At 39.1% G+C, this 25,838-nt stretch carries 16 protein-coding genes; 6 read left to right on the top strand and 10 right to left on the bottom strand.

Annotation, left to right across the window (positions count from 1 at the left end):
* Positions 1-378 carry a 30S ribosome-binding factor RbfA gene (gene rbfA, locus HDC90_RS06380; protein ID WP_029274533.1) on the bottom strand — a complete coding sequence of 126 codons (378 nt, stop codon included), beginning with the start codon at positions 376-378 and terminating at the stop codon, positions 1-3.
* Positions 379-701: 323 nt separating this feature from the next.
* Between rbfA and HDC90_RS25695 the strand changes: the two genes are divergently transcribed.
* Positions 702-959, top strand: coding sequence for a four helix bundle protein (locus tag HDC90_RS25695; RefSeq protein WP_370576573.1), 258 nt, complete (start codon positions 702-704; stop codon positions 957-959).
* A gap of 166 nt (positions 960-1,125) precedes the next feature.
* On the opposite strand, the gene hflX is transcribed toward HDC90_RS25695, so the two are convergent.
* The 5 genes from hflX to HDC90_RS06350 all read right to left on the bottom strand — a co-directional run bounded on the left by hflX (position 1,126) and on the right by HDC90_RS06350 (position 6,193).
* Complete coding sequence (gene hflX, locus HDC90_RS06370) at positions 1,126-2,316, bottom strand: GTPase HflX (protein ID WP_184465006.1); 1,191 nt, start codon at positions 2,314-2,316, stop codon at positions 1,126-1,128.
* Positions 2,317-2,424: 108 nt separating this feature from the next.
* On the bottom strand, positions 2,425-3,246 hold the full coding sequence (gene trpC, locus HDC90_RS06365; RefSeq protein ID WP_184465004.1) for an indole-3-glycerol phosphate synthase TrpC: 822 nt from the start codon (positions 3,244-3,246) through the stop codon (positions 2,425-2,427).
* Positions 3,247-3,340: 94 nt separating this feature from the next.
* Complete coding sequence (locus tag HDC90_RS06360) at positions 3,341-3,931, bottom strand: aminodeoxychorismate/anthranilate synthase component II (RefSeq protein ID WP_184465002.1); 591 nt, start codon at positions 3,929-3,931, stop codon at positions 3,341-3,343.
* Positions 3,932-3,983: 52 nt separating this feature from the next.
* Positions 3,984-5,381, bottom strand: coding sequence for an anthranilate synthase component I family protein (locus tag HDC90_RS06355; RefSeq protein WP_184465000.1), 1,398 nt, complete (start codon positions 5,379-5,381; stop codon positions 3,984-3,986).
* Between the two features lie 365 nt (positions 5,382-5,746).
* Positions 5,747-6,193: a cytochrome B gene (locus tag HDC90_RS06350; RefSeq protein WP_184464998.1), complete on the bottom strand. Its 447-nt coding sequence runs from the start codon at positions 6,191-6,193 to the stop codon at positions 5,747-5,749.
* A 113-nt stretch (positions 6,194-6,306) separates the two neighbouring features.
* Between HDC90_RS06350 and HDC90_RS06345 the strand changes: the two genes are divergently transcribed.
* The 5 genes from HDC90_RS06345 to HDC90_RS06325 all read left to right on the top strand — a co-directional run bounded on the left by HDC90_RS06345 (position 6,307) and on the right by HDC90_RS06325 (position 16,162).
* Positions 6,307-9,327, top strand: a complete 3,021-nt coding sequence (locus tag HDC90_RS06345; protein WP_184464996.1) for an amidohydrolase family protein — start codon at positions 6,307-6,309, stop codon at positions 9,325-9,327.
* Complete coding sequence (locus HDC90_RS06340; protein WP_184464994.1) at positions 9,317-10,633, top strand: amidohydrolase family protein; 1,317 nt, start codon at positions 9,317-9,319, stop codon at positions 10,631-10,633. The genes HDC90_RS06345 and HDC90_RS06340 overlap by 11 nt, the downstream gene beginning before the upstream one ends.
* A gap of 239 nt (positions 10,634-10,872) precedes the next feature.
* Complete coding sequence (locus HDC90_RS06335; protein WP_255497515.1) at positions 10,873-14,073, top strand: TonB-dependent receptor; 3,201 nt, start codon at positions 10,873-10,875, stop codon at positions 14,071-14,073.
* 103 nt (positions 14,074-14,176) lie between these two features.
* The gene (locus tag HDC90_RS06330; RefSeq protein ID WP_184464990.1) at positions 14,177-15,928 is read left to right on the top strand and encodes an ABC transporter ATP-binding protein; all 1,752 of its coding nucleotides are present in this window, start codon (positions 14,177-14,179) and stop codon (positions 15,926-15,928) included.
* Positions 15,929-15,946: 18 nt separating this feature from the next.
* On the top strand, positions 15,947-16,162 hold the full coding sequence (locus HDC90_RS06325; RefSeq protein WP_184464988.1) for a PLDc N-terminal domain-containing protein: 216 nt from the start codon (positions 15,947-15,949) through the stop codon (positions 16,160-16,162).
* Between the two features lie 437 nt (positions 16,163-16,599).
* Here the strand turns inward: HDC90_RS06325 and HDC90_RS06320 are convergent, their stop codons facing one another.
* From HDC90_RS06320 to recG, 4 genes are all read right to left on the bottom strand, one after another.
* Positions 16,600-17,922: an MFS transporter gene (locus HDC90_RS06320; protein ID WP_184464986.1), complete on the bottom strand. Its 1,323-nt coding sequence runs from the start codon at positions 17,920-17,922 to the stop codon at positions 16,600-16,602.
* Positions 17,923-18,099: 177 nt separating this feature from the next.
* On the bottom strand, positions 18,100-19,896 hold the full coding sequence (locus HDC90_RS06315; RefSeq protein WP_255497514.1) for a RagB/SusD family nutrient uptake outer membrane protein: 1,797 nt from the start codon (positions 19,894-19,896) through the stop codon (positions 18,100-18,102).
* Between the two features lie 116 nt (positions 19,897-20,012).
* Entirely contained in the window at positions 20,013-23,285 is a 3,273-nt protein-coding gene (locus HDC90_RS06310; protein ID WP_255497513.1) for a TonB-dependent receptor, read from the bottom strand.
* 446 nt (positions 23,286-23,731) lie between these two features.
* Positions 23,732-25,837: an ATP-dependent DNA helicase RecG gene (gene recG / locus HDC90_RS06305; RefSeq protein ID WP_184464982.1), complete on the bottom strand. Its 2,106-nt coding sequence runs from the start codon at positions 25,835-25,837 to the stop codon at positions 23,732-23,734.
* Between the last annotated feature and the right edge of the window lies 1 nt (position 25,838).

The following is a 25,838-nucleotide window of genomic DNA, read 5'->3' as shown; positions in this document are numbered from 1 at the left end:
TTATTCGCTGTCTTCGTCCTTTTGTCGAGGTTCTTTTGCAATCTTATCGAAAAGATGGTCCATACGCTCTACATACTCGTTGGTATCATCTACAAAGAAAGTAAGCTCTGGCACAACCCTAACCTGGTGGCGGATTCTGCTTCCCAGTTTATACCTGATTTCGCCCGAATGTGCGTTAACTGTATTGATAGAAAGCGTGGTGTTATTGGTATTAAAAAAGCTCAGGTAAACTTTAGCCACTGCCAAATCTGGCGAAACCCGAACACGGGTAATGGTTACCAATGTATTAGGCAAAAATGCAGCACCTTCACGCTGAAAAACCTGTGCTAACTCCTCTTGTAATACTCCTGCAAATTTCTGCTGACGTTTACTTTCCATAATGTTATAATTATCAATTACCAATAATCAATTATCAGACCATGCAGGGCCTAAAATTAAATTGATAAGGTTTTAAAATCATCAATCCAATAGTCAATTATCAGACCATAACTAATCTGCTAATATTAAATGGGAAAGACAATAAAATTTAAAAACGAATTATTAAACTGCGAGCCAGTTGCTAGCCTTTAGTTTTTTTGTAAAAATACTTATATTTAATTAATGAACAACGGAACAAATTTTAATCTTGAAGAAAGAACTTTTCTATTTGCTCAATCTGTTAGGTCATATTGTAAAAAGGTTACACATAGCATTATCACAATATTCAAGATATTAAGCAGGTTGTTAGATCTTCTGGCTCCGTTTCTGCAAATTATATCGAAGCCAATGAATCGTTAAGCAAAGCTGATTTTATTTATCGGATAAAAGTCTGCCGAAAAGAAGCTAAAGAAACTAAACTTTGGCTTAATCTGATCGACATTGATGATAAAAAAGAGCTGGAACCAACAAAGATAATTCTCGTAAGTGAAGCCAATCAACTCATGTTAATCTTTAATGCAATAATTAAAAAATCGCAATAGCCAGAAACCAATGGCCAAATCACAATAACCAATTTCAACTACCAAATTACAATCGTAAAAGACAATTTTGGTTATTTATATACCGATCTTTCTAAGCTCATCGCTACGGTTTGATCATTGAAAATTGGTGATTGATTATTAATCTACCAGGTTTTTTTCCTAACAATTAATACAAGAGGTTACTATCATACGGGTATCTTGCTACATGCGCAGCTTTAACCTTATCGTACAATAATGTTTTAAACTCTTCTAAGTTTTCTTTTTCTGTAGCCGATATAAACAATACAGGTACTTTATCGTGGCTCATCCAGCTTTTCTTAAAGTCTTCTAAAGTCAGCTTGCCATCATCTTCTTCATCGTTAAGCTCTGGCGAAACATAGGCATCAATCTTATTAAAAACTAAAATCATATCCTTATCAATCGCGCCAATATCTTTCAACGTTTCGTTAACCGTATTAATCTGATCTTCGAAGTTAGGATGCGAAACATCAACTACATGGATCAACAAATCAGCTTCACGTACTTCATCTAAAGTAGATTTAAAACATTCCACCAGATGGTGAGGCAGCTTGCGGATAAACCCAACGGTATCAGAAAGTAAAAAAGGTAAATTCTCGATCACCACTTTACGAACTGTCGTATCTAAAGTTGCAAACAATTTATTTTCTGCAAATACTTCCGATTTCGACAGCATGTTCATGATGGTAGATTTACCAACGTTGGTATAGCCAACCAAAGCTACCCGAATTAGCTGACCGCGGTTTTTACGCTGTGTTTCATTCTGCCGGTCTATATTTCTTAAACGCTCTTTTAGTAAAGAGATTTTATTTAAAATAATACGTCTATCACTTTCAATCTGCGTCTCACCCGGACCACGCATCCCGATACCACCTTTCTGGCGCTCCAAGTGCGTCCACATACCGGTTAGGCGTGGTAAAACATATTGTAATTGTGCCAGTTCTACCTGTGTTTTTGCCTGTGCAGTTTGGGCCCTGTTGGCAAAAATATCCAGGATCAGATTGCTTCGATCTAACACCTTAACTCCAAGTTCACGATCGATGTTACGCAGTTGCGACGGCGATAATTCATCGTCGAAAACCACCACATCAATTTCTTCCGATTTCACATACGCCTTTATCTCTTCCAGTTTTCCAGTACCCACAAATGTAGCACGTTCTGGTTTAAGCATCTTCTGTGTAAAAACCTTCTCTACCTTTCCCCCAGCTGTATCGACCAAAAAAGCCAGCTCATCTAAATATTCTTTTGTTTGGGCTTCTTTTTCGCCAGGTGTAACCACTCCAACTAAAATTGCCCTTTCCTGCACTACGGCAGTATCATATGTTTTTTGTTTTCCCATGTAATTGAGGCAAATATACGAATTTGCCAACGTGTAAATCTTTTTAAGTCGCAAAGACTTCCGAAGTTTGCCTGTGCTTTGGCCTTGGAGACTTCGGAAGTCTGTTGATTATATCTGCGCTACAAATTCTTTTATCGCAATACCTGGATGATCGGTCTTCATAAAATTCTCGCCAATTAAAAATCCGTTAAAGCCTGCGGCCTTTAGATCTTTAATCGTTTGTGGATTGCTAATGGCACTTTCCGAAATCTTTAAAAATTCATTCGGGATTTTGTTCACTAAATCGAACGAAGTCTGGATATCTACAGTAAAATCGCCCAGGTTTCTATTGTTTACACCAATGGCGTCCAGATTCGGGCAGATGCTTCGCTCCAGCTCTTCCAGGTTATGCACTTCTAACAGCACATTTAAACCTAAATCTTTCGCAAACTTTCCGAAATCGTTAATTTGCTCTGGCGTTAAGATAGAAGCAATTAATAAGATGATATCAGCGCCCCAGGCTTTTGCTTCCAGGATCTGATACTCATCGATCATAAAATCCTTCCTTAAGATCGGAATATGGTTTGCAGCCCTTGCTGTCAGAATATCGTCGGTTTTACCGCCAAAGAAATCTACATCCGTTAATACCGAAAGTGCGGATGCACCTGCGGCATTATAAGCCTGCGTTACCTCTGCAACATCGGCAATGCCATTAATTAAACCTTTTGATGGCGAACGACGCTTAAACTCGGCAATAATGCCGGTACGGTCTTCGGCCAATAGAAACTCCTTAAAAGAATAAGGTGTTCTCTTAAAATGCATTGAATTTTCTAAATCCTGTACAGAAACCAAAGCTTTGGCAGCCGCAACTTCTTCTTTTTTACGTAATACGATTTTATCTAATATAGACCCCCCACCCCCTAAAGGGGGCTTTTCAGCGCTATCGTTCATGCTACTTATAATTAAGTTAAATCTTTATTTATTTTAATGGGTTTTAAGTGGCTTTTGCTATTTCCAACTAGCCTTTAATTCCCCCTTCAAGGGGCTAGTGGGTTGAGGTTAACCAGTTTTCCATCATCTGCTTTCCATACTCCGTTAACACACTTTCTGGGTGAAACTGCACCCCGCGAACATCTAATGTTTCATGTCTTAATGCCATGATCTCATTCTTATGATCTCTTGCTGTAATTTTTAAACACGAAGGGAAGTTATCTTTACTCACTACCCAACTGTGGTAACGGCCAACATTTATAGTTTGCGGGCATTCCCAGAACAAAGGCTCATCACCATCTACAACAGTTACTGGTGTAGCAATTCCATGCATTGGCCTGCCCAAGTTCAATAAAGTGCCACCAAAAACTTCGGCTATAGCTTGCTGGCCTAAACATACGCCAAAGATACTCTTCGTTGGCGCATAAGTTTTAATAACATCCAATAACAAACCAGCCTCTTCCGGAATACCTGGCCCTGGGGAAAGTAATATTTTATCATACTTTTCTACATCAGCCAGATCGAATTTATCATTTCTCCAAACTTCTGCTTCATAACCAACTTCGTTTATTAAATGCACAAGATTGTAAGTAAAACTATCATAGTTATCGATTACTAAGACGGTTTTTTTATCTATATTTTCCATTTTATTTCCTGTTAACGGATTTTTACTCCAAACTAAAAACTCTCACTCCCGACTATATTCCCTCTGCCATTTGCACCGCTTTACGCAAGGCTGCAATTTTATTGTTCACTTCCTGCATTTCAGTTTCGGGAACAGAATCGGCCACAATACCTGCACCTGCACGGTAATGCAGTTCATTATTCTTGCTCATAAACGTCCTGATCATGATGGCATGGTTAAAATCTTCATTGAAACCCATAAAACCAATTGCACCGGCATAAAAATTCCTGCCCAGCTTTTCGTTTTCGTCAATCAACTGCATCGCTTTATATTTTGGCGCACCACTTAAGGTGCCTGCCGGATAGGTATCGGCAACTACTTTAAAAGCACTTACGTTTTCCTGCAAATGACCGCTCACTTTACTTACCAGGTGAATCAGGTGCGAATAGTATTGTACCTCTTTAAAAGATTTTACCTCAACACGGTTACAGTGCCTGCTTAAATCGTTTCTGGCCAAATCAACCAGCATTACATGTTCAGCACTTTCTTTCGGATCTTGCTCTAATTTACGGGCCTGTTCAGCATCTTCGATGTCGTTTCCGCTGCGTTTAAAAGTCCCTGCGATTGGGAAAATGTTGGCCGAATTGTTTTTGATGGTAATCTGTGCCTCTGGCGAAGAACCGAATAATTTAAAATTCCCGTAATCAAAATAAAACAGGTAAGGTGATGGATTTATCGAACGTAGACAACGGTATACATTAAATTCATCACCAGAAAATGCTTGCTTAAATGCCCTTGAAGGCACAATCTGAAAAACATCTCCACGATAAATATGCTTTTGTAGTTTCTCTACCAGATCCATAAATCCCTGATCGGTTAGGTTCGAACTTTCCTCACCACGAAGTTGAAACTTATATTCAGGGTAATTTTTATTCTGGATCAGGTATTCCATTTTTTCAAGTCCACCTTCTTCTTCTCCTTCGAAAGTATTCTTAAACAGTGTGATTTCATTCTTGAAATGATCAATGGCAATGATATAACGGTACAGGTGGTACTGCATTTCTGGAATCTCCTCACCTTCAGGCGTTTCAGAAGTAAATTTTATATCTTCAAAATGTTGTACTGCATTCCAGGTAAAATAGCCAAACAGACCGCTCGAAATAAATTTGATTTCAGGCAGTTCCGTTTCTCTGAACTTATCTTTAAAATCGGTAATTTCTTCGATCAGGTTTTTACTTTCGGTAATCTCTACGGCACCATCAGGGAAATAAGTCTCCAATCGCGATCCCTTTAAAATAATTCCCGCTACCGGATCGGCACAAACAAAACTCATCGAGTTTTCTCTGCTGTGGTAGTCAGAACTTTCTAACAGGATACTGTTAGGATACACATCACGTAAGCGTAAATAAATGCTCACTGGTGTTGTGGTATCGGCAAGCATTTTTTTGTAAGTCGTATTAATTTTATACATGATAAAGGTAAATGGTGTAAGCTATAGAGCTTAAGGTTTGCATTTCGTATTTTTTAACAATAAAAAGCCCGGCGTGTGGTTCTACGCCGGGCTTTAATGGTTCTTTAATAAGGTTTAGGTTGATAAACTATATTTTGTTCATACGCAGCCAGCGCAATTCATTTGAATTACTTTGCCAAAGCCATGTATGTATATTGTTGATCATGAGCAACAAAAATATAAAGAATTTCCAAAAATGGAAATAATTATGAAAATAAATTTAGTCTGAAGTCAGTAGTCGGGAGTCCGAAGTCGAATACAGCACAAGATTAATCTTGATTACCTATGCTTTTCGCCATGCGCCCAGCGCCCTGCCTTTATAATTACTATGAAACCCCAAAAAACGATCTACCCGGAACTTCTTTTACCATCAATAAAATAGTTACGATGATCAGAATCAATGCTAATCCAAAGAAAACTGAAATGGTACGGTGTTTTGCAACGGCATCAGCAACTTTTTTCGATTTAGCATTACCAACCGTAATTAAAATAATCGCAATGATCATCATACTGATGTGCTCCATTTTAAAATAACGCACCGCTGGTGCACCTGCACTGCTCAACTTATACCAGCCTTCGCTGAAATAAAGTACCAAACCAATCAACAATTGAATGTGTGCACTGATTAAAGTAAAAACATTTAGCTTTCGATCCCCTTCTGTATACATTTTATTACCAAACCAGCCAGACAAAGCCTTAACAACGGCAATAATTAGCAAAAGAAAAACTACATAGCGCCATCCAGAGTGGGCACTTTTTAAAATATCGTTCATATCAATAAATTTCTATGCTTCAAAAATAGACATTAATTGTAAAAAATAGGATATTGAAGAGAATGAACGCTAATTTATATTAGTTTTAAACAAATTAAAACCCTAAACTTATTATGAAGAAAATTTTACTCGCCATTGGGCTGGTAATTTCTACTACATTTCTGTTTGCACAGCAAACCACCTTTCCTGTTAACGGTTCTTTTGATACCAGACCCGGAATGTTTGCCCTTACAAACACAACAATAGTAGTTAATGCCAATCAAACCCTAACAAATGCCACGCTTTTAATTAAAGGACAAACCATACAGGGTGTTGGTACTGGTTTAGCCGTACCTAAAGGCTATGTGGTAATCGACCTTAAAGGAAAATTTGTTTATCCCTCCTTAATTGATGCCTTTACCAGTTATGGCCTTAGCGAAACACCTGTACAGCAGCGCGGTTTCGGTGGTCAGCGTCAGTCTATTTTCGTTTCGACCAAAAAAGGTGCTTATGGCTGGAACGAATCAATCAGACCGGAAACTTATGTAAAAAGCATCTTTTCTACCGACAGCAAAAAAGCAGATGAACTGCGTAAGGTGGGCTTTGGTAGTGTAAATGTCATCAACCGCGATGGCATAGCACGTGGTGTGTCTGCCGCTGTAACTTTAAACGATGGTGCAGATAACAGTGTATTTTTAAAAGATCAAACCGCAGCAAACTATTCCTTTAACAAAGGAACATCATCAAACGATTACCCGACTTCGTTAATGGGTTCGATTGCTTTATTGCGCCAAACCTATTACGATGCACAATGGTATGGCAAACAAAAAGATGAGTACAACATCTCGCTAGACGAATTTGGCAAACAACAAACCATTCCGCAGATTTTTGAGGTAGATGGATGGCAGAACATTCTGCGTGCTGATAAAATCGGGAAAGAATTTGGCAAAAAATACATCATTAAATCAACAGGTGATGAATACCAACGCATAAATGAGGTTAAAGCTACCGGAGCTAGTTTAATTATTCCATTAACTTTCCCTAAAGCTTATGATGTTGAAGATCCGGCTGAAGCCAGGAACGTAACTTTATCACAAATGAAAGGCTGGGAACTGGCACCAACCAATCCGGCCATCCTGGAAAAAGCAGGAATTAAATTTGCACTTACCGCTTTCGGATTAGAAAATAGTCGCGATTTTTGGGCAAACATCCGCACAGCGATAGAAAATGGCTTAACTGAAAAACAGGCTCTACAATCGGTTACCGAAATCCCTGCTTCACTTTTGGGTATCAGCGATAAGGTAGGCTCATTGGAAAAAGGAAAAGTAGCCAACTTTTTAATCTCATCTGATAACCTGTTCAAAAATGGGAACATTATTTTCGAAAACTGGGTACAAGGCAAACGTTTCATTGTTAACAAAATGGATGTGAGTGATGTACGTGGCACTTATAATTTAAACGTTGATGGTATTGGTGCTTTAATCCTAAGAATTACCGGAACAGGTGGCGGATCAACAGCTGCTATTGAAAGAACTGGTGTAGATAGTGTTAAAACCATAGCAACCTTTACCAGAAACGGCGATTGGGTAAGCATCAATTTCAACTTAAAGAAAAACCCTAAGGGTGATGTCCGTTTAAGCGGTTACATTACCTCGGCAAATCCCGTAACTATAAAAGGTGAATCGGCTCTGGCTGATGGCACTATGGGAAAATTTACAGCAACTTATAAAGAAGCTGCAAAAGAAATGCCTAAAAAAGAAGAGCCAAAAAGCACTTTGGCCCTGGGTCCGGTAATTTATCCTTTCTCGGCTTTCGGTAATACTGAACTGCCCAAACAAGAAACGGTTTTAATTAAAAATGGTACCGTTTGGACGAATGAAAAAGAGGGAATCCTTCAAAATGCTGATGTACTTTTAGAAAACGGAAAAATTAAAGCAGTTGGCAAAAACCTTTCGGCAAGCGGCGCTAAAGTGATCGATGCTACCGGCAAACATGTAACCGCTGGTATTATTGATGAGCACTCGCATATTGCAGGCGCAGGTGGTATTAACGAAGGCGCACAATCGGTTTCTGCAGAAGTACGCGTTGCCGACATCCTCAACTCCGAAGATGTAAACATTTACCGCCAGCTGGCCGGTGGTGTAACTACTTCACAAATCCTACACGGATCGGCCAATCCGATCGGTGGCCAATCGCAATTGATTAAACTGCGCTGGGGCAAATCGCCAGAGGAACTGAAATTTGCGGGTGCCGATGGCTTCATTAAATTTGCTTTGGGCGAAAACGTGAAACAAAGTAATTTCGGTACGGGCGCCCGTTTCCCGGTTACACGTATGGGTGTTGAGCAAACTTTTGTGGATGAGTTTACCCGTGCAAAAGAATATGAGAAAGCTCTATCAGTAAAAGGTAACACTGTACGTAAAGATTTAGAATTGGATGCTATTGTTGAGATTCTGAACAACAAACGTTTCATTACCTGCCATTCTTATGTGCAGAGCGAGATCAATATGTTAATTCATGTAGCTGACAGCTTAGGATTTAAGATCAATACCTTTACGCATATTTTAGAAGGCTATAAGGTAGCCGATAAAATGAAAGCGCACGGCATTGCAGGTTCTACCTTCTCCGATTGGTGGGCTTATAAAAACGAAGTGGCCGAAGCCATCCCTTACAATGGAAAAATCATGCATAATGTTGGTGTAACTACGGCTTTCAACTCTGATGATGCCGAAATGGCCCGTCACTTAAACCAGGAAGCAGGTAAATCGGTATTATATGGTAATGTACCCGAAGAAGATGCTTTTAAGTTTGTAACCTTAAACCCGGCAAAAATGCTGCACATTGATGATAAGGTGGGCAGTTTAAAAGCAGGTAAAGATGCCGATGTGGTGATCTGGACTGCCAATCCACTTTCTATCTATGCCAGAGCAGAGAAAACTTTTGTGGATGGCATTGCTTATTGGGATATCGAGAAAGATGCTCAGGTAATCAAAACCCAGCAGACAGAAAAAGCACGTCTGATCCAAAAGATGTTAGAGAGTAAAAGCAAAGGTGGACGTACACAACGTCCATTAGGTGATGCACCACGCCTGTACAATTGCGAAACTTTAGAAAACTATTCAGCAGAATTAACCGAGAAAGAACATGCACACTAAACAATATTTATTCAGTCTGGCTTTATCGGCAACAAGCCTGATGTGTTTTGCGCAGGCAAACATATCGCCAGCTAAAAAACAAAGCAAAACCATCGCCATAACAGGTGCAACCGTACATGTTGGCAATGGAACAGTGGTCGAAAACGGCACCATACTTTTTGGCAATGGAAAAATTATTTCAGTTACTGCCAACGGCCAGGTACCACAGGATGATGTAATGCGCATTGTAGCTACAGGCAAACACATTTACCCTGGCTTTATTGCCGCAACTACCAATTTGGGCTTAACTGAAATTGAAGCCGTGAAAGCAACCTTAGATTTCCAGGAAATAGGTGATTTTAATTCACACATCCGCTCAATCGTTGCTTACAATACCGATTCGAAAGTTCCGGCCACTTTGCGTAGCAACGGTATATTAATCGCACAACCAACACCTCAGGGCGGTACAGTTTCGGGCAGTTCGTCTGTTGTTCAGCTCGACGCCTGGAACTGGGAAGATGCAGCACTTAAAACCGACGATGCCATGCACATGACCTGGCCGGTTACACCGCGTTTTAGAGGTGGATTTGGTGGTTTCGGCAGGCCTCAGCAATCGCCAGAAAGCTTAGCCGAACGTACACAAGCGGCCATTGCACAGTTAACTTCTTTCTTTGCTGAGGCAAAAGCCTATTCTGAAATGGGCAAACCAGAAGTAATTAATACCCGATTCGAAGCGATGAAAAAAGTATTCGCTGGCAAAGAAAAGTTATTCATCGCAGCCGATAGTCAGAAGGATATTGTTGCAGCAGTTAATTTCGCTAAGAAATTTGGCATCACCCCGGTGATTACAGGTGCTGATGAAGCTTACCTGATTATCGATTTCTTGAAAGAAAATAACATTACCCTGGTGGTGAAACAGCCCCATGCTTTACCCAATAACAATGATGACGATGTAAATATGCCTTATAAAAATGCTGCAATATTGGCCAATGCGGGTTTAAATGTAGTATTGAGTATTGATGGTTACTGGCAACAACGCAACCTGCCTTTTATGGCCGGAACAGTTACGGCCTGGGGCTTGGATAAGGAAAAAGCTTTATCAACCATCACCTTAAATGCAGCCAAAGCGATGGGTGTTGATAAAACCACAGGTAGTATTGAGACTGGCAAAGATGCTACTTTCTTTATTTCAGCTGGCGATGCATTAGATATGCGTACCAACAAAGTGGAGCAGGCATTTATTCAAGGGAGAGACATTAACCTGGATAATTTACATAAACAGTTGGATAAAAAATTCAGCGATAAATATACTGCCGAGAAGAAATAAGTTAACACTAGTTTAACACAAACGGCCAATATTAATTTATTGGCCGTTTTTTATTTTAACATCAGGCTTAAAAACCATCAATTACTAAACTTATTATTAATATTAAATCAGAATTCAGTTAACAGCACATTAACATCTTTGTCATCATAAAAAATCAGAAAACTAATCATAATGAAACCTGCTAGGGTACACACAAAACCTCAGGCAGGCTTCATAATCCTTTAAAAAAACAAATGATGATGAAAAATTTACTTATTGCGGTATTGTTGCTGTTTTGCTTTGTCAACGATTCAGCAATTGCACAAACAACCCAGGCATCGATTTCGGGTGTAATCACCGATCAACAAAAGAAACCTATTCCCGGGGTTTCCGTGCAGATCAGAAACAATTCAACAGGTTTCACGACTAAAACATCTACCAACGCCCAGGGCGAGTATACTTTTAAAGAGCTTCCTTTGGGTGGCCCTTACTCGGTAAAAGCCCTTTATGTAGGCTTTGGCGAGCAGACCAGAAACGGTTATATGTTAAACCTTGGCGATGTAGTTAAGGTAAACATTGCCATGCAGGAAGCCTCGCAGGATTTAGACGCGGTACAGGTTGTAGCTTCGGGTTTGAGGAACAAAGTTCAAAACTTTGGCGCTTCTACAGAAATTTCGGCTAAAACAATGAACCAGTTACCTGTAAACGGGCGTAATTTTTCCAACTTAATGGATTTATCTCCTTTAAGCCGTGGCGGAAATATTTCGGGACAGTTAGGTTCTTCTACGAATTATACCATTGATGGAATGAATGCTAAAAACCCCACATCAGCTGGTAGTACTACGAGTCGTAGTGGTGCGCCATATTCTATTTCTATCGAGGCAGTTCGTGAGTTTAAGGTAGTAACCAATCAATATGATGTTACATTAGGCAGAGCCGGAGGCGGTACAGTAACCGCTGTAACCAAATCGGGTACAAATACATTAAGCGGAAGTGCTTTTGGTTATGGCCGTGCAGATTGGTTAGCCAGCCGTTATGATATTAGAGGAGTAAAACGTGACAACGATTTCTCTACGTATCAATACGGTTTTACTTTAGGTGGCCCAATTATTAAGGATAAATTACATTATTTTGTTGGTTTAGATCATCAGAAAGATGCTCGCCCATTAATTATTGCCGATGTTAATGGCCCCGCTGATGAAGCACGTTTCAGAATCACTAATAGTACTTTAGCACAGTTTTTAGATGTTGCCCGTACTAAATATGGAGTAGCAAATACACCTCAATATGGTTCTTTCGACAAAAAGCGTGGTTCGGATGCTGCATTTGCCCGTATAGATTGGCAAATTAATGATAGAAATTTATTAACCATTCGTGATAATTATACAAACGATAGAAATCCATTAGGTTTGGCAGATAATACAGCGATAAATTTCTACGAAAGTTATGGTAACGATAAAAATGTTGACAATAATTTATTGGCAACTTTACGTTCAACCATAAGCAGCAAAATCACTAACGAATTAAAAATACAACATTTATATACTTTCCAGGCGAGTACGCAAAATGATGAATTAACAGGTGCCATTCCAAGAGCAATTGTAGGAAATATAAAATCTGACCTTGCTGATGGCACAAAGGGGATCTCTACTGCAATACAAATTGGCGGTCACCGTTTCGGACAGGAAGGTTTTACCAATAATGTTTTTCAATTGGTAGATAATTTTTATTATAATACGGATAAAGTTAAATATACGTTTGGTGTTGACCTGATGTATACTAATGCAAAATCTCTTTATGGCAGTGAAGTTAATGGCCGTTTCGAGTACTCTACTTCTCAGATTCAAGATCCTGCTTTTCCAAATGACCCTACAAAAAAGATCGAAGTTCCGGCGATTACAAACTTTAATAACCTTGCTCCAAACAGATTTTATCGTGAAGTACCTTTAGTTGCAGACCCAACTGTTAAAGCAGGCATTTGGAACGCCGCTATTTACGGCCAAATGCAGACTAAATTAGCAAAAGGTTTAGATTTTATAGGTGGTTTACGTATTGATTACAGTACTTATCCAAAATCACCACTTAATCAGCAACTATTTGACGCTATTGGAGTAAGAACAGACCATGAGTTAAAACAATTTTTAATTCAGCCAAGAATTCAATTTAATTGGGATATTAATGAAAACCGAACAGACTTTGTTCGTTTCGGAGCAGGTATTTTCGGCTCGGATATTAACAATTATGTAACCATTAATAACTTAACCTTTGACGGTAAACATTTAGCAACAGTTGACGTTTTTGGCACAGATGTACCAAAACCAGACTTTATAGGTTATAGAAATGGTACTGTTGCTACACCTTCATTAAGTGCTTTACAGGTACCAACTATCAATACTTATGCAGAAGATGCAAAAATCCCAGTGGTTTATAAAGCCAACTTATCATACAGTAAATTAATTACCGATAAATTTAAGGTTGGGATTACGGGTTACGCAACATTCGGACGTAACAACTACATGTATGTTGACAAAAATATGGCGGCAAATCCATTCTTTACCCTTCCTAATGAAGGTAACCGTGGTGTATTTGTACCAACTTCAAGTATCACAGCAAGTAATGGCGTTGCCGATTGGAAAGGTGGTCGTTTAACTAATCAGTTTGGCCGTGTGTTAGAATTAAATAGTAAAGGTAAGGTAAATCAATTCGCTATAGTTTTAGATGCGACCTGGAATTATTTTAAAGATGGAGAAATCTCTGCAAGTTATACTTATAACGACACAAAAGATAATACATCGTATAATGGCAACGTGGCAAACTCTGCTACTTTATCTCTACCTGTTAAAGATGATCCAAGAGATTTGAGCAAAATGTCTTACTCAGATAATCAATTCCGCAATAAGGTTGTTATTTACGGAACGTCCCCAAGTTTTTATGGCTTTAGATTAGGTGTTCGTTACTCTGGTATTGGTGGAACACGATATAGCTTATTAGCTGGCGGCAATATTAATGGAGATTTTGTGGCCACAAATGATTTAGCTTTTGTATTCGATAGAAACAATCAGAATATTCCTGCAAATATTCGGACAGGCTTACAGGCATTATTAGATAATCCAGCTGCAAGCCAAAGTTTAAAAGATTATATCAATAAATATTCTGGTCAGATAGCAGAGCGAAATGGCGGAGTAAATGACTTTTTTGGTATTGTTGATTTAAAATTAAGCTATCAACTACAATTGAATAAAAAGCATAGTATCGAATTCTCAGGAGATGTGTTTAATTTTGCAAACCTACTTAACAAAAAATGGGGTGTAAATGAAACTTTGGGCAACCAGGCTTTATATGCCGTTAGCGCATTCGATGCTACAAACAAAGCTTATACTTACCGCGTAAATAACACTGGTATTGTTACGCCATCGGGTAATCCTTGGCAGATACAAATTGGTTTACGTTACGGATTCTAAAATAAGATTTAGCTAAGTTTCTTAGCTTAAAGTCATAAAAAAAGGGAATGGATTTTTATCCGTTCCCTTTTTTTATGTTTGCATTAACAAACAACAAAACTTAATGGGATTATTACTTAACTACCTGAAAAACCACAAGTGGATTGTGGCCTTAGCGCTATTGCTGGCAGGCATAAATATTGGTTTTTCACTTTTAGATCCATACATCACTGGTCGGATTTTAGACCGTTTTATCAATAAAAAAGATACACTCACCTACGCCCAATACCTTTGGGGTTCGCTGAGTTTAATCGGGTTGGCTATTGGGGCAGCCATGGTTTCGCGTATCGCTAAAAACTTTCAGGATTATTTCACCAGTGTGATTGTTCAAAAAGTTGGTGCAAAAATGTATGCCGATGGTTTGCAACATTCTCTAAAACTGCCTTATCAGGTTTTCGAAGATCAACGTAGCGGAGAAACCCTGGGTATTTTACAAAAAGTACGTCTGGATTCAGAGAAATTTATTACTGCCTTTATCAGCATCCTTTTTGTGAGTTTAATTGGAATGATTTTCGTTATCGTGTATTCGGTTTCGGTAAGCTACAAAGTTACCTTAGTTTATTTTTCGGCTATTCCGATCATCAGTTTCGTAAGCTGGTTTTTAAGTCGCAAAATTAAAACCATCCAACGTTCTATCGTTGGCGAAACCACAGCTTTGGCAGGTTCTACCACCGAATCGTTAAGGAACATCGAACTGGTTAAGAGTTTAGGCTTGGCCGATCAGGAAATTGACCGACTGAACAAAACCACCTACAAAATTTTGGGCTTAGAACTTAAAAAAGTGAAATATGTGCGCAGTATGAGTTTTGTTCAGGGTACTACAGTTAACCTTGTGCGTAGCACGATGGTACTGGTTTTACTGCTCCTTATTTTCGACAATACAATTTCTGCCGGGCAGTATTTCTCATTCCTTTTTTACTCGTTCTTCCTTTTCGGACCGTTACAAGAGCTGGGCAATGTGATTTTAACCTGGCGTGAGGCAGAAGTTTCATTAGGTAACTTTAAAAAGATTTTAAGTACACCAATTGATAAAAAACCTGAGAATCCAACTTCTATAGCAAAAATTAAGGATTTAACCTTTAATAATGTGGGTTTCAAACACCTAACAGCCAATAGAAATGCATTGGAGAATATTTCTTTCAAAACCCATCACGGGCAAACCATTGCATTTGTTGGTCCATCTGGTTCTGGAAAAAGTACACTGGTAAAACTATTGGTGGGTTTATATCCGGCAAAAGATGGTGAGATTTTATACAATAGTATTCCAAGTAACGATATCGATCTTGATGCCTTACGGGAGAAAATCGGTTTCGTAACGCAAGACACGCAATTGTTCTCTGGTACGATAAGAGAAAACCTGCTGTTTGTTAACCCCAATGCAACCGACGAAGAGTGTTATAAAGTGTTGAACCAGGCAGCCTGTCAAACTTTACTGGCCCGCGCGGATAAAGGTTTGGATTCGTTAATTGGCGAGGGTGGCGTTAAAGTCTCGGGAGGAGAAAAACAACGTTTATCAATTGCGAGGGCATTACTTCGCCGTCCAGATATTTTGGTTTTTGATGAGGCTACCTCATCGCTAGATTCGATTACGGAAGAAGAAATAACCAAAACCATCCGTTCAGTATCAGATTTAACCGATCACATTACCATTTTGATTGCCCACCGTTTATCGACCATAAAACATGCCGATAAAATTTATGTTTTAGAGAAAGGCCATATCATTGAGCAGGGAAGACATGAAGAGCTAATTGCACAAAATGGTTTATATCAGGCCATGTGGCGCCAACAAATTGGCGAAAGAGTTGTTGAAGCTTAAAGGAACAACATCTTTATTATGTTAATAGCACAAGTAGAAAGCAACCAGATCGCAATTATCATTATTATTGCAGCCATATTATGGCTGGCCCTAATATTAACCGCATTGTACCATATATCGAGAAACAACAGCATGGGTTTCACAGTAAAAGTACTTTGGTTTATCATTATCCTGCTTGCCCCCTTTTTAGGTTCTATTATTTATCTAATCTGGGGTAAGAATAAGAAATTTTAATTTTACCATGGTCCGTATCCTCTCGGACCATTTCCATTCCTCAAAAAAATAAATACTGTTAGTAGCATAAGTCTATTTTTTGGGAAGCAATATCCATAGTTCTTCAGTTTGGTTCCATCCCGCTGTTCCTCCTGCCGATAGCTGTCGATAAAAAATAATGGCACTTAATCGGCATCCATGCCATCGGTTTTAGGTGGCCGGGCAAACGTATAACTGCATTTTTTTTAATTGCTATGGGTTTGCATGAGGGATAGCAATGGAAATCCTTTTTTGATTTTTCTTCAAAAAAGATTGTAACGAATAGCTCGACCCTTGCGCAGCTTGGGGCATGCCCAAATTATTTAAAAAAATAGAGTTTATCGGTAATTAAAACATGAATTTCAGACTTGTCAACATTCTAGCAAACTGGTTATTAAAGTTGACAACTCTTTTAGCAACTAAACAACTTTAGTCGTCTGCTCATTAATATCCTGCAAACTCAACGTGGTTAAAGATTTTGTTTTTAGCCATGTAATTCCAGCAATTGCCAATGTCATCGTTCCGCCAAAAACTACCGATGGGATAGTACGCATTAACTTTGCGGTGAGGCCCGATTCAAAAGCGCCGATTTCGTTTGACGACCCAATAAACATGCTGTTTACAGCCGATACACGTCCGCGCATTTCATCGGGAGTTAACAATTGCATAATAGTTGATCTGATGATTACACTTACGCTATCAAAAGAACCTTCCAAAAAGAGGAAGAAGAGTGTTAAGTAGAAATTTTTAGATAAACTCCAGCAGATGATGCTTAGGCCAAAACCGGTTACGGCGATCAATAAATTTCGCCATGGTTTGTTCATTGGTGAAAAACGCGTCATTGCAAGCATGGTAAAAACAGATCCTGCAGAAACAGCGGCCCGCATAAAGCCTAAACCTTCGGGTCCAACTTTTAGTATATCATTTGCAAACACGGGCAATATGGCTACCGCACCACCAAAAAACACCGAGAACAAATCCAAACTCATTGCCCAGACCATCATTTTTGTTTTAAACACAAAATTTATTCCTTTAAGCAAACTCTCTTTAATATTTTCTTTGGGCACAAACTGGGGAGGATGTACTTTTAAAAAGAAAATACAGATAAGGGCTATAAATACAAAAGAAATAATTACGATATAAGTTATGGTAATACCGAAGAAACCATAAGTCATTCCTCCTATTGCTGGTCCTAAAATAGAAGCCATCTGCCAGCTCGAACTGCTCCAGGTACTTGCATTTGGATAAAGGTTTTTGGGTAAAATCTGGGCCATTAATGAGAATGTAGCCGGGCCGAAAAACCCTCTTGATATTCCCATCCCAAATACGAGTACATACATAATTAAGGCAATTAGATTAACCTTAAAATTAAACAGGGTAAAAATGATATCGAACTGCCCAAGGTTAAACTGCGGTAATGTTACCAGCAGCATAATGAGGGTACAAAGAAATACGCCACCGAATATTTTGAGCAATAAGCCCCTTTTTTCACTCTTATCTGCAACATAACCTCCGTACAACGCAATCCCTATCGCAGGAATAGCCTCACACAGGCCTACAAACCCTAAGGCCAATGGATCTTTTGTTACATGATAAATATAAATCCCAAGCACCACTGCCTGCATTTGATAGGCAAATGTGAAGAAAAAACGCATGCCTAAATAAGAGCGGAACTCCCTAAAGCGCAATGCGGCGTAAGGATCTGGTTTTGTAATAACCGAATTGGGGACTGAATCTGCCACAGAAAAAAGTTTATTTGCAAAACTACACTTTGAAAATTAAATACAGGAATGGCCAAAGGTTTAAGGTTATTTCTTTCTCTATTTAAAAGTAAAAATATCAGATCGTCTGGCTCCAGATATTATTGCATAAAAAACCCGATGAATAATATTATCCATCGGGTATCTTGAATGGTTAGCTTAGTAACCAGGGTTTTGTTCCAGCAAATTATTTTTGTTTACTTCATCGCGGCTAAATGGTCTGAAATAAAGTTTATTGTCCCAACTTCTGCTTTCTTGTGCATTTTCCTCTACCGGACTATAGGTATAATCGTAAATGGTATTGTCGTAATGATAAGGGGCAGACATCGTTTTGCCTGGTTTAAATTTACCGGTAACCTTAATATAAGTGATTTTTCTGCCCAATGTTTCGCTGGCGATTAACCACCTGCGGGTATCATGATAGCGTTGTTCTTCGTAAGCCATTTCTATGCGGCGTTCGTGACGGTAAACCTCTCTAAGGCCAGCCTGATCTGTTGCAGTAACCGCAGGCATACCTGCCCTGAAACGGATTTTATTTAACCAGTTTGTAGCATTGCCCAATTCGCCAAGCTCAATACTCGCTTCAATATAATTAAATACCGCTTCGGTATATCTAAAGAAAGGCCAAGGCACATTTTGCGACATCGAGGCATCTACAATAGTTGGGTCTGGATCGATAAATTTATGGTAGTAATAGCCTGTCCAGCTGCCGTTCCAGTTTTCGATAGAACTCGCTCTGGTATCCAAACCTTTGAAATCAAACTTATTGCTTTTATCATCCAATAAGTCATATACTCCGGTTTGGATTTGGCTGGCCGGATCAACGTTACCCGAAGCTTTATCGCGTGGTTTCCAACCGGCACCATCATATAAAACAGTGGCGTAAAAGCGTGGATCTCGATTTTGATAAGGCTCAGCTTTTTGTGCCGGGTTTGTCCAACTAAACTTAGAGCCATCTTTCATCTCATAATCATCAACCAATAAACCTATAGGTGTGTTGCCCGCCCAGTTATGGTAACCGTTCGGACCATTTTGCTGTGCATGCTTAATATTATTCTGAACTATGAAATAACGTGCAAAAATTAATTCTGAAGCGGCAGTAGCATCTACACCAGGCGCTTTACTGGCTCCGCCCATGGCAATGCTTTTATAATTTAACTGACCATCGGCTGAAGTAGCTGGTGCCGTAAGATCGAGTTTATAGCCTTTACTTAAATCCATAACTGCTTTTGCTGCTGTTTGGGCTAATCTATACCGATCTGCCTGATTGCCACTTGCATAACTTAAGAAATCTAATTTTTGAGCGGCGATTCCACTAACTTTTGCTGTAAGTTTGGCCCTGTCATGCAAATCGCTTGCTGCATAAATCAATACTCTCGATTTTAATGCTAAGGCCGCAAGTGCAGTAGTACGCCCCTTTTCCATGGTTTTGCCGGTTAATAATCTATTGGCCTCATCGCAATCTTTTAGAATAAAGTTTACACACTCCTCATAGGTATTGCGCTTTGCATTATAATTATCATCTAACACATAAATTTTTGTAATAATAGGTACAGCACCATAATAGCGTACCAGTTGTTGATAAAAATAAGCTCTCAAAAAATAGGCTTCACCCAGCAATTGATCTTTTAACGCCTGGCTGGTAAGTGAATTATCACCGCTGGTTATTTTCTCAATGGTAATGTTGCAGGCCCGGATGCGGTTATACATTTGTTTATAAGCCCAGGTATCGTCTACCCAACCAAGTGTTGAAGGGTTAATGGTAGCATTATTAACAAGATCTATTCCACGGGTAGGATGCGTAAACAAAGCTTCGTCAGAAACTGATGCTAACATCTGTTCAGAAAAGCCGCCGTTACCCAATCCGTTATAGATATCGTTCACAAATGCCTGCGCAGTTGCAGGATCTTTCCATACCGATTCGGCAGGTACCTGGCCAGGTGATTCTACGTTCAAAAAATCCTTTTTACACGCAAATGCAAAAAAGGTAATAAGAACCAATAGATATAAATTTCTATTTTGAATTATTGTTTTCATATTCTTCTTTGTAATTGATAAACAGCTATACATTGTTAAAAAGTGGCTTTAATACCCATATTAATTACCCTAGCTTGCGGATAGTATTGTCCACTTGTATTGGTAGATTCAGGATCCCATATCTTGATTTTATCAAGCGTAGCCAAATTGAGGCCATTTGCATAAACCCTTACACTATTTAACCCAACTTTTTCAACCCAAGTAGTTGGTAATGTATAACCTAGCTCTACATTCTTAAGCCTGATGTAGTTATTGCTTCTTAACCAATAGGTATTGTTTAATGCATTATTGCTATCCGTATAATAGGTAGCACCCCTGTTTGATAAGCGCGGGTTTACCGAATTCGGATTATCGATACTCCAGCGGTTCAGGTACGACCACTCCAAGAAGTTACCAATATCTCCCGATTCTGTTAGACCAACGATCTGCATTCCACCGGTTGCTCCTTGAATAAGCACTGATAAGTCAAATCCTTTATACTGAACATTAAAATTTACACCACCTGTAAAGGTTGGTGTACCATTTTTATCTAAACGTATTTTATCATCCGCATTAATTTTACCATCGCCGTTAATATCTTTAAATTTCATATCACCGGGACGCAGGTTATTGGTAAGCGCACTATAATTAAGTTTATTGGCGCTAATTTCTGCCTGATCTTTAAAAACACCATCATAATCGTAAACCAACCACGAACTGGTCACCCTACCTGTAGAACGCTGCCATTCTGGAGCACCTGGGGTTTCATCCCAGAAGATGATTTTATTCTTGGCATAGCCACCGTTTACACTCACACCAAAATTTAAATCGCCAACCTGGTCGTTATAACTTAATTTAAATTCGAAACCTTTGTTGTTTACTTTCCCTAAGTTAACAGGAGGTAAGCGATCGGTAATGCCAGAGCTTTCAGGCACTGAGCTACCTCTGCTAATCAGAATATTTGTACGCTTATTATAGAAGTAATCGAACTCTAACGACAATTTATTATTTAAAAAGGATGCATCTAAACCAATATTGGTATTATTTGCTACTTCCCATCCAAAATCAAAATTGGGCACCTTACCTTCAGTTAAGGTTTTGGTTACCAGATCATTAAAGGTATAAGTACCAAAGTTCATCAAACTGAGGTATTGATATTCTTGCAAAGCATCTCCGAAATAGGCTTCAGCTCCCATTTGGCCCCACGAGGCCCTTAGCTTCAAGTTGTTGACGAATTTAACATTGTCTTTAAAAAACGGTTCTTCAGATAAGCGCCAACCTACTGATACCCCTGGGAAGAAACCAAAACGTCTATCCGTTGGAAAGATATAAGATCCATCTACCCTCCACAAAAATTCGGCAAGGTATTTTTCTTTATAATTGTAGCCCGCCCTACCAAAATAGCTTAACCGTGCTCTTTTAAATAAATTATTCGGATCACCAGGATTATTGCCTAGTGATTGCTCTCTTTCATCACCTGCAAGTAATTCTTGAACGGATGATGATATAAAGTATCTTCTAAACGCAGTAAAACCGTCATTGTTAACCGTTTCGCGTGTTACACCGGCCATTAAACCAATAGTATGATCGCTAATCTTTTTATCATAGTTAACCATTCCGGTCAAGTTTATGGCCAATTGTCCACCTGCGGTTTCCCTAAGCCTTGGATCGGTGTATTGAGAGCGCACCGTACCTGCAAGCACTGGTGTTACACCATCGGCTGCAAACGTTTTCTTGTCCCAATCGTAAAGTGTCCAGGGCAATTGCCAGTTTTTTTGCCTGCCCGAATATTTATCTATTGCAGCTGTACCAGTTACCTTTAATCCATCAACACCAGGAATTTTAATTTCTACTTTACCTGTAGTTTGAAAGTAATCTCTAACATCTTTATTAGTTCCAGTTAAGTCTGTAGTAGAAACCACCGGATTATAACCATATTCAATATCCCTACCAGGCAACCCATTAGGCCATATGGCTATCTCGTTAGGTCTTCCCCTCATTAAGAATCTAAAGATATCACCCGCTGAAACCGTTGGGAAATTACGATCTTCCTCTCTCGCACTTACGCCCAATGTTGTAGTAATATACTTACTTAATTTTGCTTCCAGGTTAAAACGCATATCATACTGTTGATAACCTGTGGCAGAATTTTTATAATAACCATCCTGATTTAGATAGCCTAGTGAAAGCAAATATTTAACATTTTCACTCCCTCCATTAATCTGAACGTTATGTCTCTGCTGAGGAGACCAATTTTGGAAAGTAGTTTTAAACCAATCAGTATTGGGATACCTTAAAGGATCTGAGCCATCGCCGAATTTCCGGATTTCATCTGGTTTGTAAGCTGCATTAATCGTTTTACCGCCGCTAGATAAATAAGTCCCTGTTGTTTTGAAACTATTCCACGCTGCCGACCATTCATTCGGACTAAGATCAGAGCCGAAAATATTCAGTTCATTTAAAATCTCAGCATATTGAGTGGAATTGGCCATTTTAGGTATGCGCGTAGGCTGTTGTAGCCCATAACTAAAATCGTAAGAAAATTGTGGTTTCCCCGATTTTCCTAATTTAGTAGTGATGAGGATTACTCCATTTGCAGCCTGCGAGCCATAAATAGCTGCAGAGGCATCCTTTAGCACCGATACACTTTCTATGTCGTTCGGGTTTAGCCGCTCGATCCCGCCTGCTCGGTTAGGTATTCCATCGATTACAATTAAGGCATTATTATTACCAAGCGAATTTATACCGCGAATCCGGATCGTGGAGCCATCGTATCCCGGCTCTCCGCTTCCTTGCAGTGCCGTAACGCCAGGCAACCGACCAGCCAATGAATTGGTTAAATTTACTGAAGATGACTTGGCCAGCTCTGTACCTTTAACCGATGCTACAGCACCGGATACAACTGCTTTCTTTTGGGTTCCATACCCTACTACTACTACTTCAGATAAGTTTTGGTTGTTTTCTAATAAACGGACATTAATATTGGTTTGGTTTTTTACCTGAATCTCTTGATCCACATAACCTACATAGGTAAATACTAAAGTAGCATCTTCGGGTACTTTTATGCTAAATTTTCCGGAAGCATCTGTTACGGTAGTTGCAGCACCTCCTTTTAATTTAACACTTACTCCGGGAATCGGTCCTTTAGCATCGGTAACCTGTCCCTTCACAATAATATCCTCAAGCGGAGGTCTGTAAAAATCAAAGGGTTCTTTTTCGTTCAATGATGCTTTGGCAGACATGCCGGCAAGTGGAGAAAAAACGAGACAACCACCGCAAACAAGAAACATGCTACTTCTGGCAAAAGTCCTCAATAGATTTTTTTTCATAGTTTTCAATTTATTTTGGTTAGATATTTATTGTAATACAATTTAATACTCATGAGTAATCATGAACTGTCAATATTTGCATTATTAAAACTTGATCTATTGATTCAATTACAGACATCAATCTCTCTAAGAAAATTATTATCTTCTACTTTATTGATCAATAAATCGCTGTTAACCATTATGAATTCCCTTATCTGATAAACAAACTACTTAAGGTTAATAAAAACTACTCAATAGGGTGTACCCTTATTTAGACTTGTCGACTAAACAGTTCATACTTGGTTAAACGCAAGATAGGGATATTAGGGCTTAAAAAAAGGGGGCAAAATAATAATTATAAGGGGTTGACTCGTAAAAAAACGATTACAAAACTACACAAAGTAGAACAAATAATACACTGTTAAATATTATTGCAAATAACCAGAAAAATTTGAGGAATTGGTGAGCTAGCTTATCTTATCAAAAGAAATCCCTCTTTCTAATTTTTGCAGATAAGTTTTTAAGGTTGCGTTTTCGGGTTTTACAAGTTGTGGATCGTTCTCAAAAAGTTCAATTACGGTATTACGTGCTTCAGACAAAATAACCTGATCTTTAGCCAGGTCGGCTAGTTTCAAATCCAGTACACCACTTTGCTGTGTTCCGGTAATATCGCCAGGACCGCGAAGCTGTAGATCGATCTCAGAGATTTCGAAGCCATTGTTTGTTCTTACCATTGTTTCTAAACGAATTTTGCCTTCCCTACTCAATTTATTCCCGCTCATTAATATGCAGAAAGACTGCTCCGCACCACGGCCTACCCTGCCGCGCAACTGGTGTAGTTGCGAAAGCCCAAAACGTTCAGCATTTTCAATTACCATTACAGAAGCATTAGGCACATTTACACCTACCTCTATTACGGTTGTAGCCACCATAATCTGGCTTTTACCATCAATAAACTGTTGCATTTCGAACTGTTTATCAGCATTAGGCATTTTTCCATGCACAATACTCATTTGATAGTCGGGTCTTGGAAACTGATAGCTCAGCTGCTCAATTCCAGCTTCGAGGTGTAAAAGATCTAATTTTTCACTTTCCTTAATTAAAGGATAAACAATATAAACCTGCCTGCCTTTGGCGATTTCCTGCTTCATAAAACCGAACATCCGAAGGCGTTGGCCTTCAAAAAGGTGTTTGGTTTCTATGGGTTTTCTACCCGCAGGTAATTCATCAATAATCGATACATCAAGGTCGCCGTATAAGGTCATTGCCAAAGTACGCGGAATTGGCGTAGCGGTCATCACAAGGATATGTGGTGGAATGATATTTTTCCGCCAAAGCTTAGCACGCTGTTCCACACCAAAACGGTGTTGTTCATCAATCACAACCAATCCTAAATTCTTAAACTGAACCTTATCTTCAATCAATGCATGCGTTCCAATCAGAATATCGATTTCTCCATTCTCTAATTGCTCATGCAAAACAGTGCGCTCCTTCTTTTTTGTATTTCCGGTAAGAATAGCAACACGCACCAGATCGTCGGTTACAAGCGACGTAATAGAGGCATAGTGCTGGCGGGCCAAAATTTCCGTTGGAGCCATCATGCAAGCTTGATAGCCGTTATCATTTGCTAGAAGCATACTCATCAGCGCAACCGCGGTTTTACCACTTCCTACGTCGCCCTGAACAAGTCGATTCATTTGCACACCACGTTGTGTATCGGTTCTGATTTCCTTAACTACCCTCTTTTGGGCATTGGTTAATTCGAAGGGTAAAAATTCGTTATAAAATCGGTTCACTTTTTCGCCAACCTTTTCAAAAGTTACACCTTTAAATTTTAACTGGCGTAAGTGTTTATTATGTAACAGCTGTAACTGGATGAAGAATAGTTCTTCAAATTTAAGGCGTCTTTCAGCAGCGCTTAAATCCTTCTGATTTTTAGGGAAGTGGATATTCAGCAAGGCCAACCTTTTATCGGGCAGCTGATACTTATCAATGATGTATTGTGGTAAATTTTCTGGAACCTGGGGAATAATCTGATCTAACAAACCTGCAATTAACCGTTGTAAACCCTTTGAATCGAGATTAAATTTTTTAAGCTTTTCAGTGGAGTTATATACTGGTTGTAAGGTTAAATTTCCTCGTCCAACCTGTTTACGCTGATAAAGTTCCATTTCTGGATGTGAGATACTAAATGTTCCGTTAAAGATACTTGGTTTCCCAAAGGCCACGTAAGCAGTGCCAACAGTAATATTATCATCTACCCATTTTAGGCTCTGAAACCAGACCAATTCCATGATTCCGGTTTCATCTTTAAAAACAGCGATAATGCGTTTTGCTCTTTTATCTCCTATTACTTTTTTGCTGATTACACGCCCGATAATCTGGATATACTGCGTATCGGGATTGATCTGGTTAATCTTGAAATATTTTGTACGGTCGATATACCTGAAAGGATAGTGGGCGAGCATATCCTGATAAGTGAACAGGCCGAGATCCTTTTTCAAAACATCGGCACGACTAGGCCCAACGCCTTTCAAAAATTCAACAGGTGTATCTAATACCGAATTAAACAAA

It is taken from the genome of Pedobacter sp. AK013 (genome assembly GCF_014205835.1).
In the GTDB taxonomy this organism is placed as follows: Bacteria; Bacteroidota; Bacteroidia; order Sphingobacteriales; family Sphingobacteriaceae; genus Pedobacter.
This window is presented reverse-complemented; position numbering and strand designations above follow the sequence as displayed.